Here is a 15,406-nt window from a genome sequence, read left to right as displayed (position 1 = left end):
ATGCGCCAGGAACACGGAAGGCGGCGAAGCCGGTGCAAAGCACCGAGGGCACCGAAGCCTGTAGTACTCCGGCCCGCAAAAGCGGGTGGCGCCCTAAAAAAAACGGCGACCGATGCACTTTTGACTGTGCTCAATCACCGTTTAACGTCAAACCGCTAGTTTTTTAACTATTTGTCGTTTTGAAGGGCATCGTAGCCTGTTTCGCCTGTGCGGATTTTTACAACGCCTGTCACATCGCTTATGAAGATTTTTCCGTCGCCAATGTGTCCTGTGTAAAGGGCTTTGCGTGCCGCTTCGATAACCGTGTCTACCGGAACTTTGCTGATTACGGTTTCAACCTTGATTTTTGGAAGAAGGTTGATTTCGACTGGAGCGCCACGGTAATATTCGCTTGCTCCTTTTTGCATTCCGCAGCCCATTACATTGCTTACAGTCATGCCGGTTATTCCAATTTCGTTCATCGCGGCCTTGAGCCTTTCAAACTTGTTCTGGCGTGTAACAATTACGACCTTGTGCGCTATTGCTTCTTTTGAAGCTGTGCCGGAAACTGGAACGCTGAGAGACGGAATTTCGATGCCAGCATTCTCTGCTTCTTCGACTTCTTCTGTCGAATAAGTTGTCGCAAATCCCGCGTATCCTGAATCAAGTCCGTGCTCGAGCTTGTCAAGACCGACAATTTCCTCTTCCGCTGTAACGCGAAGCCCGAAAATTTTCTTGATGACTGTGAACAAAATCGTGATTGTGACAACAGTCCAAGCGATTGTTGAAATCATTCCGAGAAGTTGAAGACCGAGGCACTCAAATCCACCGCCGTAAAAAAGTCCTGCAAGCTGCTCGCCAGCCTTATTTGCAATTGAATATCCAGGAACTGCCGGGTTTGCAAAAAGCCCTACAGCGATTGTTCCCCAAATTCCGTTAAAACAGTGAACTGCAACTGCTCCGACAGGATCGTCAACATGAAGTTTGTAGTCCAAAAGCCATACGCCAAATACAACCAGAAGACCTGCGACAATTCCGATTATTGAAGCGCCAAGAGCGTCCGCGACATCACAAGGAGCAGTGATTGCAACAAGACCTGCCAATGAAGCGTTCAAGCACATTGAAACATCAGGCTTTCCGTATTTAATCCAAGTGAAAATCATACAGGTAACAGTCGCAACTGCCGGAGCGATTGTTGTGGCAACGAAGATTGAACCGAGCTGGGCAACAGAAGTCGCAGCCGCACCGTTAAATCCGTACCAACCCAACCAAAGGATAAATACACCGAGCGCGCCGATTGGAATATTGTGGCCTGGGAACGCGTGAACCTCAGTCACTTTTCCGCTCTTGTCGCGTGTAAATTTTCCGATGCGAGGACCGACCATTGCAGCTCCAATCAGAGCGCAGATTCCGCCGACCATATGAATACAGTTAGAGCCTGCAAAATCGTGGAACCCAAGCTGCGCGAGCCAGCCGCCACCCCAAGTCCAGTGCGCTTCAATAGGATAGATTACCGCAGAAATCACAGCGGAATAGACGCAGTAAGAAAGGAACTTTGTGCGCTCCGCCATTGCGCCGGAAACGATTGTCGCTGTTGTCGCGCAGAATACAAGATTGAACACAAAGCCTGACCAGTCAAAATTGCCGTAATCTGTAAAAATCTGCCAGTTCGGCTTTCCAATCAAGCCGAAAAGCGCGTTTTCGCCCAAGAAAAGTCCGAATCCAATCAAAATAAACACCACAGTTCCAATGCAGAAGTCCATCAGGTTTTTCATGATGATGTTGCCCGTATTTTTCGCACGGGTAAAACCTGTTTCAACCATTGCAAATCCGGCCTGCATCCAAAATACGAGGGCGGCGCCTAAAAGAAACCAAACGCCCCACAAGTCGCTAGAAACCGACTTTACCGCTTCCATTAGTGCAGCTGAATCCATAAATTACCTCCAAAAAAAAATTCAAAAAAAAGCGCGCGGACAGTCCGGCTAAAAAACGAACAAAATCCGCACGCCATTGTGCTTAAAACAATACTTTTACTGCCGTGCTATGCGACAGCATTTGTTACAATAAAATAAGAATTATGGAGAGGGGAAAAGCCTTTCCCCTGCGCCGCACTTTGTCGCTTTGCTCCGCCGTTGCGCCGACACCCCATTCTCCTAGGGGCTTTGCCCCTAAAACCCCAGTGGTTACACTCTAAAAAGCAAGTCCTCGTAGCTTGGGAACGGCTTGTATTCCTCGCCCAAAAGCGGCTCGATTTTGTCTGCTACAGAGCGAGCTTCTTCCATTGCAGGTTTTACTGTATCGGCATAAGCCTTTGCGACTGCAAGCGCATTTCCTGCTTTTTCAGCTTTTTCGTGCGCTTTTTCGAGTGACTCTGCCTTTTCGGAAAGTTCATCAACGAGAACATCGAGCTCAGAAAGAACCTTTGTTTCTGCTGTGGCTTTTGCGCCTGGAACAACCGATTTGAGTTCACTTACAGTCTTTGAAACCGCCGAAATGTATTTGTAAGCCGCCGGAAGAATATCTTTTGAAATCATCTCAAGCATTGTGTTCACTTCGATGTTCAAAATCTGCGCATATTTTTCGAGCTTAATCTCGTAATGGCTTTCCATCTCGTCTTTTGTGTAAACGCCCATCTCTGTAAAGAGCTTAACGTTTTTTGCGTCAAGATAATGCTCAACTGCATCAGGAGTCGTCTTCAGTTCAAGGAGACCGCGTTTTTTTGCTTCAACTTTCCATGATTCATCGTAGCCATTTCCGTTAAATACGATTCTCCAGTGAGCTTTTACTTCGCGCGCAATCAAAGAATTAAGAGCTTTTTCAAAATCCGAAGCGCTTTCGAGTTCGTCCGCAAATGTTTTTAGAACGTCTGCAACAATTGCATCGAGAGTTGTATTTGGTCCGGCAATTGAAAGGCTTGAACCGACAGAACGGAATTCAAATTTGTTTCCAGTAAACGCGAACGGAGAAGTTCTGTTGCGGTCTGTTGAATCCTTTGGAATTGAAGGAAGAACATCAACTCCAATCGTCATTTTTTCATTTTTGTCCGAAGTGTAAGGTTTTCCGTCTTTGATTGCTTCAAGAACTTTATACAGTTCGTCTCCAAGATAAACGGAGATGATTGCTGGCGGCGCCTCGTTCGCTCCAAGACGGTGGTCATTTCCAGCACTTGCAACGGAGATTCTAAGCAAGTCCTGGTTTTCGTCAACCGCCTTCAAGATTGCAGTCAGGAACAAGAGGAACTGAGCGTTCGACTCAGGCGTTTTTCCAGGCTCAAGAAGGTTCTCGCCCTCGTTTGTTGACATTGACCAGTTGTTGTGTTTTCCAGAGCCGTTCAATCCAGCGAATGGCTTTTCATGAAGAAGACATTCAAGTCCGTGGCGTTTTGCGACTTTCTTCATAACTTCCATTGTGAGCTGGTTCTGGTCAACAGAAAGGTTTGTTGTCGAGAAAATCGGAGCCATCTCGTGCTGAGCCGGAGCAACCTCGTTATGCTCTGTCTTTGAAAGAACGCCGTACTTCCACAAAGTGTCATTCAAGTCTTCCATATATTCAACGATTCTCGGATTGAGAGCCGCAAAATACTGGTCGTCCATTTCCTGTCCTTTTGAAGGCTTAGCTCCAAAAAGAGTGCGTCCTGTCATGCGCAAGTCCTTGCGCTCTGAATAAAGCTTGTGGTCAACGATAAAATATTCCTGCTCAGGACCTACAGTTGTCGCAACATGGCTTACTTCTTTTCCAAAAAGTTTAAGGATTCTTTTTGCCTGCTTGTCCAACGCTTCCATAGAACGCAAAAGCGGAGTTTTCTTGTCCAAAGCCTCGCCTGTGTAAGAACAGAACGCAGTCGGAATACAAAGCGTGTGCTCCTTAATAAAAGGATAAGAAGTTGGATCCCATACTGTGTATCCGCGGGCTTCGAAAGTCGCTCGGTGTCCTCCGCTCGGGAATGAAGAAGCGTCAGGCTCGCCTTTTACAAGCTCTTTTCCGGAGAACGACATTATTACAGTTCCATCGTCCTGCGGATTTATGAAAGAATCGTGTTTTTCTGCCGTAATTCCTGTCAAAGGCTGAAACCAGTGAGTGTAATGTGTCGCGCCTTTTTCAATCGCCCATTCTTTCATTGCGTGAGCCACAACATTTGCAACGTCAAGCGGAAGCGGCGCGCCGTCATCAAGAGTTTTCTTGAGAGCCTTGAATGTTTCTTTCGGCAGGCGGTCTTTCATTGTTTTCTGGTTAAAAACCAGACTGCCAAAAACTTCTGGTACATTTGCTGTCATATAGTCCTCCAAAAGTAAAAAAGACACCGCAATTTATCAGGGAGGGAGAGTCCCATGAAAAATCACGACGTCTTTGTCTTTAAAATAAAAAAGCCGCAGAAAGTTCAACCCTTTTCTGCGGCTTCATTGCCTTTTGATATTTGAGTTATACCGCGACAGCGAAAAAGTGTCAATCAGATTTTGTAAAAAAAATAATTTTTTTTACATCGTGCACAATTTTTTAATTTTTTTTGTGCATTGCGATATTTTCATATAACCTTCACCAATTGACAATAAATACAGATAGTTTTATTGTATTCAACGGAATATATGAGCAAGGGCGTTCATTACTGTTAAGGAAGTATCGCAGATTATTTCTGAAAATTTGAATTTTTAGATGTTTTCTGTTTTGTTCTTTAATAAGCAATGGCGCTTTTTTTTTTGCCCTAAAAGGTAGAATAAAAAATGAAAAAAGCATTCTTGATTTTGGCAGATGGAACGGTTTTTGAAGGAAATTCCATCGGCGCTGCTGGCTCTGTAATCGGAGAAACGGTTTTTACAACCGGAATGACCGGTTACCTCGAAACTCTTACCGACCCAAGTTATTACGGTCAGATTGTTACCCAGACTTTTCCGTTAATCGGTAACTATGGAATGATTCCGGAAGACTACGAAAGCAAAAAATGTCATATTCGTGGCTACATTGTCCGGGAACTTTGCGAAAAGCCTTCAAATTTTCGTTGCAAACTGACTCTCGATGATTTTTTAAAGCAACAAAATATAATCGGGATTTGCGGAATTGACACCAGAAAACTTACAAAGATTTTGCGGGAAGCTGGAGTTATGAACGGAATGATTGTTACCGCAGAAACCTGTCCTCAAATTGATAAAAACCTTCTTTCAAAAATAAAATCCTACCAAATTGTTGATGCTGTAAAAAATGTTCAAAACAGCATGATTTTAGAACCGCTCAAAAATGCAGTCGAGCCGGAAAAAACTTCATTTTACACAAAAGACTTTGCAGACGGAAAAGGAAAAACCGTAGCGCTTTTTGATTTTGGCGCAAAGGCGAATATCGAACGTGAACTTGAACGGCGCGGCTGCACTGTAAAAGTTGTTCCTTACGACACAACAGCCGAGCAAATAAAGACGATGAATGTTGATGGAATAATGCTTAGCAACGGTCCTGGAGATCCTGCGGAAAATGTCGGAGTAATTACAGAAATAAAAAAACTCTGCGAATACGGTAAAATTCCGATTTTTGGAATTTGTCTTGGACACCAGATGCTCGCTCTTGCGAACGGCGCTGAAACAGAAAAATTAAAATACGGACACCGTGGCGGAAACCATCCTGTAAAGGATTTGCAAAGCGGAAGAGTTTATATTTCCAGCCAGAACCACGGCTATGCGGTAAAAAACGAAACTATTCCAAAAAATGCAGAACTGAGTTTTATAAACTGCAACGACGGAACTTGCGAAGGCATTGCATATAAAAATATTCCTGCCTTTAGCGTGCAGTTTCATCCAGAAGCATGCGGCGGTCCGCACGACACAAACTTTTTGTTTGACAGTTTTATAAAGATGATAAATGCGTTAGGGGCTGGAAGGGTGCCGGAGGCAAACCGCTAAAAGCGGGTCGGAGCGAAAGCGTAGCCCTGCAAGACCCGCCCGAACGCCCGAAAAAGTAAAAAACTGATGGAGATAAAAAAATGCCATTGAACAAAAATATACACAAGGTAATGATTATTGGTTCCGGACCGATTGTAATTGGCCAGGCAGCGGAATTTGACTATGCCGGAAACCAGGCTTGCAAGGCTCTTAAGGCTCAAGGGCTTGAAGTTGTTCTGGTAAACTCAAATCCTGCAACTTTAATGACCGACCACGTTATGGCTGACGAAATTTATCTTGAACCGCTCAATGTTGAAACTTTGCAGAGAATTATCGAAAAAGAAAAACCAGATTCGCTGCTTTCGACGCTTGGCGGTCAGACTGGACTTACTTTGAGCATGGAACTTGCAAAGTCGGGATTTTTGGAAAGCCATGGAGTACAGCTTTTAGGCGCGCGTCCGCTTACGATTGACAAGGCTGAAGACCGGCAAATGTTCAAGGATACGATGGAAGCAATTGGAGAACCTTGCATTCCTTCAAAAGTTGTGACTGATTACGATGATGCTCTTGATTTTGCAAAAAATAAAATCGGCTTTCCTGTTATAATCCGTCCGGCTTTTACTTTGGGCGGAACTGGCGGCGGAATTGCATATAACGAAAAAGAATTTGACGAAATTGCCCACAACGGACTTCATCGCTCGCCAATTCACCAAATTTTGGTTGAAAAATGTATTTCCGGCTGGAAAGAAGTTGAATTTGAAGTTATGCGCGACCATGCTGGCAACGTTCTTACTGTCTGCTCAATGGAAAATTTTGATCCGGTTGGCGTTCACACTGGAGATTCGATTGTAATTGCTCCGACCGTAACCCTGGCCGACAAAGAATATCAGATGCTCCGTTCGGCAGCCTTGAATATAATTTCTGCCCTTGAAATCGAAGGCGGCTGCAACTGTCAGTTTGCGCTCAATCCGGAAACTTTTGAATACGCTGTAATCGAAGTAAATCCGCGTGTAAGCCGCTCTTCTGCGCTAGCTTCAAAGGCAACTGGCTACCCGATTGCAAAAGTTGCGGCTCTAATCGCCGTTGGCTACAATCTTGATGAAATTCCGAACTTTGTAACAGGAAAGACAAAGGCTTGCTTTGAGCCGGTTTTGGATTATGTTGTTGTAAAAGTTCCAAAATTTCCTTTTGAAAAATTTGTTTATGCCGCAAGAAAACTTGGCACGCAGATGAAGGCGACTGGCGAAGTTATGGCTATCGGCCAGAATTTTGAAGAAGCGATTTTAAAGGCAGTCCGTGGCGCTGAACTTGGCGTAAAAGACTTAAATCTTGCCGTTTTTGCAAAAGAAAACGAAGAAAAAATCCGCGAAAGAGTCGGAAAATGCACAGATCAAAGAATTTTTGCAATCTATCAGGCTTTAAAACGCAAAATAATGAGCGTGGACGAAATTCACGAAGTTACAAAAATTGATGAATGGTTTTTATACAAGCTCGAAAATATTGCCGAAGCCGAAAAAAAAGCCGTTGCAAATTCCGCGCCGGCGGTTCATGCTCCAATGCTCTACACTCCAGCTTCTTTCAAAATGGTAGACACCTGCGCCGGCGAGTTCAGCGCGGAATCTCCGTATTTTTATTCGACAACTGGCGGAGAAAACGAGGCGGAAAAATTCCTTGAAGGACTTGAAAAAGAAGGCAAACGCAGCAAAAAAGGAACGATTATTGTTTTGGGTTCCGGGCCGATCCGAATCGGACAAGGAATTGAATTCGACTATGCTTCGGTTCAGTGCGTATGGTCGCTCAAAAAACTCGGCTACGAAGTTGCAATCATAAATAACAATCCGGAAACAGTCTCGACAGACTTTGACACTGCCGACCGCCTTTATTTTGAACCGCTCACTCCTGTCGACGTTATGAATGTAATCAAAGTCGAAAAACCAGTCGGCGTTGTAGTTGCATTTGGCGGACAGACTGCCATCAAGCTTACAAAATACCTTGACGGCCAGGGAATCCGCATTCTCGGAACAAGCGCAGATGGAATTGACCTTGCAGAAGACAGGGAACGTTTTGAAGAGCTTTGCGAAAGACTGCACGTAAACCGTCCGAAAGGTCAGACTGTCTTTACAGAAGTTGAAGCTCTGGAAGCAGCCGCCCGCCTTACCTATCCTGTTTTGATGCGTCCAAGTTACGTTCTTGGCGGACAGAATATGATTATTGCGAGGACAAATGCCGACATCAAGGAATACATGAAAATCATTCTTGCGCAGGGAATTACAAATCCTGTTTTGATTGACAAATACATGGAAGGAACAGAACTTGAAGTCGACTGCATTTGCGACGGCGAAGATGTTTTGATTCCAGGAATTATGGAACACATCGAGAGAACAGGAATCCACTCAGGAGATTCAATCGCAGTTTATCCTGCCTGGAACTTTACGGACGAAATGACAAAAACCGTTGTAGAAAAATCGCGCGACATGGCTTTAGCCCTTGGAACTCAGGGACTTGTAAATATTCAGTGGCTTTTTTACAACGGTCAGCTGAATATTATCGAAGCAAATCCTCGTTCTTCGCGGACAGTTCCTTATTTGAGCAAAGTTACAGGAATTCCAATGGTTGAACTTGCTACCCGTGCAATGCTCGGCGAAAAAGTACGCGACATGGGTTACGGAACAGGACTTTACAGAAAACCTGATTATTACGCTGTAAAAGTTCCAGTATTCAGTTTTGAAAAACTTATGGACGTGGACACTCACCTTGGACCGGAGATGAAGTCAACCGGAGAAGTTTTGGGAATTGCAAAAACACGCGAAGAAGCGATTTTTAAGGGAATGGTTGCGGCAGGCTGGAAGATGATTCATCCTGCGCTTGCAAAAAAAGGCGAACCGACAGGAGTTTTATTCAGTGTAAGAAAGTCTGACAGACCTGAACTGCCGGCGCTTGCAAAAAAATACAGCGATTTAGGCTTTACTCTCTATGCAACAGAAGGAAATGCCGACACAATCGAACGTTCAGGAATGAAAGTAACAAAAGTGAATAAAGTTCACGAAAATTACAAAGAAAACGTAATGACACTTCTCGAAAGCGGAAAAATTTGCTATGTAATTTCAACTTCCGCAAAAGGGCGGGATCCTTCTTCAGAAAGCGTTCGTCTGCGCCGGCTTGCAGTTGAACACGACATTGACTGTCTGACGGCAATCGACACGGCAAACGCGCTTGCAGATTCACTTTCGGGAAAATTTACGAATTTAAATACAACTTTGGTTGATATAAACAAGCTGCTTCATTAGTTGAGAATTTTGTTCTAGCAAAAATATCTCGCAGACAAATTCTGCATTTTTTTTGACGGACAGAAAACTAGCGAACTTGAAAAAAAAAGCCTTTAGTATTATTATTCAAGGCGGAAATATTGGTTGACGAAGAAGTCGCAGACACAGTTCCGTTTTTTAGCTGAATTGTTGTCGGCGGCTTTTTTTATTTTTAAGATTTTATCAAGAGGTTTTGTATGTCAAAATTCATTTTTGTGACCGGCGGAGTTGTAAGCGGTTTAGGAAAAGGAATCACAGCCGCAAGCTTGGGCCGGCTTTTAAAATGCCGCGGTTTAAAAATTGCATCTCAAAAACTAGATCCTTATATGAACATTGATCCTGGAACGATGAGTCCGTTTCAGCACGGCGAAGTTTTTGTTACAGATGACGGAGCAGAAACCGACCTTGATTTGGGCCATTACGAACGTTTTATCGATGAAAATTTAAACAAATATTCAAATTTGACTTCCGGCAGAGTTTACTGGAACGTTTTGAACAAAGAACGCCAGGGCGAATATCTCGGTCAGACAGTGCAAATTATTCCTCACGTAACAAACGAAATCAAAGATTTTATTTTAAAAAATGCGCAGGTAAGCGGCGCGGACGTTTCTATCGTAGAAATTGGAGGAACAATCGGAGACATCGAAAGCCAGCCATTTTTAGAGGCAATCCGCCAGCTTTCGACAGAAGTTGGACGCAAAAACTGCCTTTTTATTCACGTTTGTTTGGTTCCGTACATTTCCGGAAGTGATGAATACAAATCTAAGCCGACTCAGCACTCTGTAAAAGAACTCATGGCCGTTGGAATCCATCCTGACCTTATCGTAACACGTTCGGACGAAGCAGTTCCCGAAGAAATCCGAAAAAAAATCAGTCTTTTTTGCAATGTTGCGGAAGACTGCGTAATAGACAACAAAACATTGAGTTCGCTTTACGAAGTCCCGCTTATGCTCCACGAACAAAAAATGGACGAAGTTGTCTGCCGCGAACTGGGAATCGAAGGAACAAATTCGAACCTTTCAGAATGGGAAAAAATGGTGAATTCAATTCACTCAAGGAAAGGCGAAATTCAAATTGCGCTTGTCGGAAAATACGTAAAACTCCACGATTCATATTTGAGCATTGTCGAAAGTTTGAATCACGCCTCTTTTGTTGTCGGCCGAAAATTAAAAATAAAATGGGTTGATTCTGACAGCGTAACAGACGAAACTGCCCCGGAAATTTTTAAAGACTGCGCAGGAATAATTCTTCCGGGCGGATTTGGAAACCGAGGAATTGAGGGCATGATCACTTCTGCGAGATTTGCCAGAACCCACAAAATGCCATATTTTGGAATCTGTCTTGGAATGCAAATCGCCGTAATTGAATTTGCGCGCGATGTTTTGAATTTTAGCGATGCCAACAGCCGCGAATTTGACGAACAGTGTGAACATGCCGTAATTGACTTGATGAAAGACCAGGAAGGCGTAATTATGGGCGGAACAATGCGCCTCGGAAAGTATCCTTGCAAAATTCAAAAAGGAACAATCCTCGAAAAAGCATACAAATCGAATTTAATTGAAGAACGGCACAGACACCGCTACGAGTTTAACAATTCATACCGCGAACAAATGCAAAAAGCAGGCCTAGTAATTGGAGGAACAAGCCCGGACGACAAAATCGTAGAAACGGTCGAACTTTTCGAAAAAGAGCATCCATTTTTTGTGGGAGTACAGTTCCATCCAGAATTTAAGTCCCGTCCAAACCACGCAGGTCCGCTTTTTGTTGAATTTTTAAAAGCGTGCTTTTAACGTTCAACGAAAAACTCTACGCCGGATGCGAAAAGCGCCAGTTGGCACGACAGTGCCAATGAGGGCTACCGAACTTGAAGCAGCCGGTTAGACGCTGGTTTGCCGTCCATTTCTTTTTCTGCTAGAATATTTGAACTTATGGAAAATTCAGGAAAAATCATTGTTTATACGGACGGCGGATGCCACGGAAATCCCGGTCCTGGAGGCTGGGCCTGCGTAATCATTGCAGAAGGCGAAGCCCGTCAGTTAAGCGGCGGCGACAAATTAACCACAAACAACAAAATGGAGCTTACGGCGGCGATTAACGCGCTTTCGGCGATTTACAACACAGAAAGGCTTCGGAGCTGCCCTATTCAACTGAATATTGACAGTCAGTACGTAAAAAACGGAATTACAGGCTGGATTTTTGGCTGGAAAAAAAACGGCTGGAAAACTGCTGCAAAAAAACCGGTTTTAAACCGCGAGCTTTGGGAAAAACTCGATTCTCTCAATTCCCTCTTAAACGTCGAATGGAACTGGGTTAAAGGGCATGCAGGAGTTGAATACAATGAAGTTTGCGACAGTCTTTGCCAGAACGAAATTTCAAAGTTTGAATAGTTCTGTCAGGCTTTTTTATTTTTTCCAAAGGCAAGTCTTGCGAGCATCATAAGTCCGCGGAAACAAAGTTCAACAGCCATTGCAAACCAGATTCCTTTTAGAGCGTAATTTTTTACTAGAATAAAACTCAGGCTCAACCGCACAACCCACAGACTAAAAAGATTTAAAATGCTTGGAACGAAAGTGTCGCCTTTTCCGCGGAGCGCGCCCATTGCAACAATGCTCGCTCCAAAAAGAGGTTCCGCAAAAAGTTCAATTCTGAGCACTTCTACCGAAAGAGCTCGGATTGCAGGGTCTGGCGTTATAAACTTAAAAATGAGCGGACAGGCAAAATACATGGCAAGACCGCTCACCGTCATCAAAAAAATTCCGTAAAAAACAGTAATCCAGCTGAACGAACAAACCAAATCCCGTCTTTTTGCGCCAAAACTCTGGCCGACAAGAGTTGTAGCCGCCTCCGAAATTCCGTACCCTGGCATATAGCATNNCAAAGGCTTTCGGCAGTCGTTGCAAAAGAATTTGCGGCAAGACTTACAGCGCCCAAAGGAGAAACAATTCTCGTAACAACAACAAGCGCACCGCTAAAGGCAGAACTTTCCAAGGCAACAGGCGCAGCAAGCTTAACAGCCTTTTTTATCACGTTTTCGTCAAAAAAAAATCCTTTATATCCGGAAAATTTCAAATATTCAGACTTAAAAAGAGTAAAATACAAAAAAAGCAAGGCGACGCTCAAGGCAGAGCACGCAGAACCAAGAGCCGCGCCTTTTACGCCAAGATTAAAAACAAAAATAAAAAGAAAATTAAACACAATGTCCAAAAAACACATCAAGGCATTTAAAATACCAGGAAGCTTCATATTTCCAGAACACTGCTGCATTCCGCCAAGCAAATAAACAATTTCGTAAAAAGGAGCGGAAAGACAAAAAATCAAAAAATACCAAAAAGCGTCATTATAAATCTCATCGCTTGCGCCAAGCCACAAAGGCAGTTTAAAGCTTATTCCAGCTCCAAGCAAAAGCAAAAACAGGCTAAAGCAAATGCAGGTCAAAAGCGCATTAAAAAGCAAATTTTTTGCTTTAGATTTTTCTCCAGCGCCGACAAGATGCGCCATTTGAACCGTAAATCCAATGCAAAGAGCATGCAAAAGGCTTCCCCAAACCCAAGTCGAAGAAGCAACCAGCCCTATACTCGCCGACTGACGCGCTCCCAAAAACCCAACCATTGCGGCGTCAATATACTGCATCAAAATCGACGACAACTGCGCCATCATTCCGGGAATACTCAAATGCCAGACAAAACCAATCTGCTTCTTAAGAGAAACGGCAGAATTCCGGTTCAAAACCTCTGACAAATCAAAATTTTTGTCCATAAAAACATTTTAGATTTTTTAACCGAACAAAACAACCTTATTCAAAAAACAAAAAAACAGGACGGCATTTTGCGCTCAAACCGGTGTTTCGCAGTTCCGCTCCCGCTCCATTGCAAGACTTCTTGCAACGCTTTGCGCTGCTACACCCCGGCGTAAGCAAAACCGAAAAACAAAAGTCTTCCGGCTTTGTTTTATTTCTGAGTTTCCGGATCTCCTAAGCGAACATTGTATTCAACGAAAAACAAAAGTCTTCCGGCTTTGTTTTATTTCTCCTTAGTCCTGAAAAAGCGGAGTAGAAAGGTAACGGTCTCCAGTATCTGGCAAAAGAACAACAATATTCTTTCCCTTGTTTTCTGGACGTTTTGCAAGCTCAATCGCAGCCCAGGCAGCCGCTCCCGAAGAAATTCCGACAAGAACGCCTTCTTTTTTACCGATCAATTTGCCGGTTGCAAAAGCATCTTCGTTTGAGACGGTAATAACTTCGTCATAAATTTTTGTATCAAGAACATCTGGAACAAATCCTGCGCCAATTCCCTGAATTTTATGAGGACCTGCAACCCCTGTCGAAAGCACTGCAGAAGTTTTTGGCTCAACTGCAACAATTTTTACATCGGGATTCTTTGACTTAAGGAATTTTCCAGTTCCTGTAATAGTTCCGCCAGTTCCTACCCCAGCAACAAAAATGTCTACTTTTCCGTCTGTGTCGTTCCAAATTTCAGGGCCAGTAGATTCAAAATGAGCCTTTGGATTTGCAGGATTTACAAACTGACCGGCAATAAAACTGTTTGGAGTATTTGCCTTGATTTCTTCAGCCTTTGCAATTGCACCCTTCATTCCCTTTGAACCGTCAGAAAGCACAAGCTCTGCACCATAAGCTTTCATAAGCTGGCGGCGCTCAACAGACATTGTTTCCGGCATTACGATTACAATTTTATAACCGCGGGCTGCCGCGACAGAAGCAAGTCCAATTCCTGTATTTCCAGAAGTCGGCTCAATAATTGTCGAGTCTTTTGTAAGGATTCCTTTTGATTCAGCTTCGTCAAGCATTGCCTTTGCAATGCGGTCTTTTACAGAACCTGCCGGATTAAAATATTCAAGTTTTGCCAGAATTTTTGCTCCAAGCGAGTTTTCTGATTCGATATGCGACAGTTCAAGAAGCGGTGTATGCCCAATAAGCTGGTCTGCCGAAGTGTAAATGTTTGCCATAATTCTTCCTCCAAAAAGATTATTACCTAGTTGTTTGATAGGTTTAATTGATGTTTAATTTATAATCCGTATTACCTACTTTGTCAATAGGTAATACGTTTTTTTTGTAAAAAAATTGGCTTCACCTGCAAAAAAGGCAAAGCCAATTCAATTTTCTGTTCTTTAATCGTCTTCTTCTTTTTCCGATTCCAGAATTTCTTCATCAATTCCCGACGAATTGCGCATATACTGCAAATAGGAAATTCCTTCATCATTGCATTTTCTCATCAAGTCCAATTCTTTTGTTCCAAGTTCCAGCGCGTAGGCAAGTTCCATATATTTTTCGCACTCGCCTTTTTCTCCAAGTTCATACAAAAACTGCGAATAATACGTGTAGACCATATATTTTTCGCCAGGAGTCCGCGCACCTTTTATACCGTTTTTGTAAAACTGTCTTGCTTTTTTATTTGAACCGATTGGAGGCGGGGCATAAAAATTCCAATTCCCTAGGCAAGCATTTGCCGACGCCATAAATTCATCTTTTTTTAGCGCCTTTTTGTGCCAGTCTTTTACCTTAAATCCCCAGTAAAAAGTTGCCGCAATTGAACGCGTCATATAGTAACTTGTAACATCGGCGGTCGAAACATAAAACCACTTGCTCAACTGGTCTTCGCTGCGCTTTTGCATCAATTCAAGGCACTCGTTCATCCGTTTTTTCATATTTTTGCGCAATTGGACGCGATTTTCCCTTGTTAAAACTCTCGCGTATGCTTCCATAAAATATAAATTTGAAAGAATCTGCTTTTCCTGCTCAAAATCTTTCGCAACAGCAGGAAGCACAATCATAGTTTCGTCTTCAATTTTTTTTATGATTTCGACAGCAGCAAGGTCATCGTTCGATTTTAATTCGACACGAAGCGTAACAAATTCATCAATTTTTTTCTGACAAAAATCAGAAATTTCATTTTCTGCAAAACAAGCGGCGGCAAGAGCAAAGATTGCAGCGCAAAAACAAAATTTTTTCATATTTTAAATTGTAAAAATAGCAAGACCGGTTTACAGCAAAATAAAATACTGCATTCGGGCAAAAAACTAAAAATGTTTTCCAGACTCCGACAAAAAAAGCCTCCAAAAAAGGCAATCAGAGGCTTCGAATAAATTTACTCAAATAAATAACATAAGTCCACAAAAAAAAGTTACATATTACAAAAGCATAATCTTAGCCCCGATCGTTGCGGAAAGACCGGAATGGAGCGCCTCGCGGAATGAGGACTTGCAGCAAGAGCGGGTCGCGTGTGGAAGGAACGTGCTCCGTGTTTA

The 15,406-nt window shown here is 43.2% G+C and carries 10 protein-coding genes; 4 read left to right on the top strand and 6 right to left on the bottom strand.

Translation table 11 applies throughout. From position 1 onward, the window contains the following. Positions 1-167 precede the first annotated feature (167 nt). Entirely contained in the window at positions 168-1,913 is a 1,746-nt protein-coding gene (locus B3Y13_RS06675; protein WP_296023355.1) for an ammonium transporter, read from the bottom strand. Between the two features lie 249 nt (positions 1,914-2,162). Further along, a complete protein-coding gene (locus tag B3Y13_RS06670) occupies positions 2,163-4,253 on the bottom strand; it encodes a glutamine synthetase III (RefSeq protein ID WP_296693508.1) in 2,091 nt (696 codons plus the stop codon). A 444-nt stretch (positions 4,254-4,697) separates the two neighbouring features. On the opposite strand from B3Y13_RS06670, the gene B3Y13_RS06665 reads away from it, so the two are divergent. The 4 genes from B3Y13_RS06665 to rnhA all read left to right on the top strand — a co-directional run bounded on the left by B3Y13_RS06665 (position 4,698) and on the right by rnhA (position 11,532). Next, the gene (locus B3Y13_RS06665) at positions 4,698-5,861 is read left to right on the top strand and encodes a carbamoyl phosphate synthase small subunit (protein ID WP_296693505.1); all 1,164 of its coding nucleotides are present in this window, start codon (positions 4,698-4,700) and stop codon (positions 5,859-5,861) included. An 80-nt stretch (positions 5,862-5,941) separates the two neighbouring features. Further along, positions 5,942-9,127: a carbamoyl-phosphate synthase large subunit gene (gene carB, locus B3Y13_RS06660; protein WP_296023374.1), complete on the top strand. Its 3,186-nt coding sequence runs from the start codon at positions 5,942-5,944 to the stop codon at positions 9,125-9,127. Positions 9,128-9,342: 215 nt separating this feature from the next. Continuing rightward, positions 9,343-10,935, top strand: a complete 1,593-nt coding sequence (locus B3Y13_RS06655) for a CTP synthase (protein ID WP_296693501.1) — start codon at positions 9,343-9,345, stop codon at positions 10,933-10,935. A gap of 138 nt (positions 10,936-11,073) precedes the next feature. Further along, positions 11,074-11,532 carry a ribonuclease HI gene (gene rnhA / locus B3Y13_RS06650; RefSeq protein WP_296023390.1) on the top strand — a complete coding sequence of 153 codons (459 nt, stop codon included), beginning with the start codon at positions 11,074-11,076 and terminating at the stop codon, positions 11,530-11,532. A gap of 5 nt (positions 11,533-11,537) precedes the next feature. On the opposite strand, the gene B3Y13_RS06645 is transcribed toward rnhA, so the two are convergent. From B3Y13_RS06645 to B3Y13_RS06630, 4 genes are all read right to left on the bottom strand, one after another. Then, positions 11,538-11,996: an MATE family efflux transporter gene (locus B3Y13_RS06645; RefSeq protein ID WP_296693511.1), complete on the bottom strand. Its 459-nt coding sequence runs from the start codon at positions 11,994-11,996 to the stop codon at positions 11,538-11,540. Further along, the gene (locus B3Y13_RS06640) at positions 11,891-12,754 is read right to left on the bottom strand and encodes an MATE family efflux transporter (protein ID WP_422664324.1); all 864 of its coding nucleotides are present in this window, start codon (positions 12,752-12,754) and stop codon (positions 11,891-11,893) included. The genes B3Y13_RS06645 and B3Y13_RS06640 overlap by 106 nt, the downstream gene beginning before the upstream one ends. Before the next feature lie 420 nt (positions 12,755-13,174). Next, a complete protein-coding gene (cysK, locus tag B3Y13_RS06635) occupies positions 13,175-14,107 on the bottom strand; it encodes a cysteine synthase A (RefSeq protein WP_296693496.1) in 933 nt (310 codons plus the stop codon). Positions 14,108-14,269: 162 nt separating this feature from the next. Next, complete coding sequence (locus B3Y13_RS06630; protein ID WP_296693494.1) at positions 14,270-15,112, bottom strand: hypothetical protein; 843 nt, start codon at positions 15,110-15,112, stop codon at positions 14,270-14,272. Between the last annotated feature and the right edge of the window lie 294 nt (positions 15,113-15,406).

The organism is Treponema sp. UBA7567, assembly GCF_002476655.1.
Taxonomy (GTDB): domain Bacteria; phylum Spirochaetota; class Spirochaetia; order Treponematales; family Treponemataceae; genus Treponema_D.
This window is presented reverse-complemented; position numbering and strand designations above follow the sequence as displayed.

Coding starts and splice junctions, on each gene's coding strand:
- B3Y13_RS06675 (WP_296023355.1), bottom strand. CDS start 1,913: ATGGATTCAGCTGCACTAATGGAAGCGGTAAAGTCGGTTTCTAGCGAC.
- B3Y13_RS06670 (WP_296693508.1), bottom strand. CDS start 4,253: ATGACAGCAAATGTACCAGAAGTTTTTGGCAGTCTGGTTTTTAACCAG.
- B3Y13_RS06665 (WP_296693505.1), top strand. CDS start 4,698: ATGAAAAAAGCATTCTTGATTTTGGCAGATGGAACGGTTTTTGAAGGA.
- carB (WP_296023374.1), top strand. CDS start 5,942: ATGCCATTGAACAAAAATATACACAAGGTAATGATTATTGGTTCCGGA.
- B3Y13_RS06655 (WP_296693501.1), top strand. CDS start 9,343: ATGTCAAAATTCATTTTTGTGACCGGCGGAGTTGTAAGCGGTTTAGGA.
- rnhA (WP_296023390.1), top strand. CDS start 11,074: ATGGAAAATTCAGGAAAAATCATTGTTTATACGGACGGCGGATGCCAC.
- cysK (WP_296693496.1), bottom strand. CDS start 14,107: ATGGCAAACATTTACACTTCGGCAGACCAGCTTATTGGGCATACACCG.
- B3Y13_RS06630 (WP_296693494.1), bottom strand. CDS start 15,112: ATGAAAAAATTTTGTTTTTGCGCTGCAATCTTTGCTCTTGCCGCCGCT.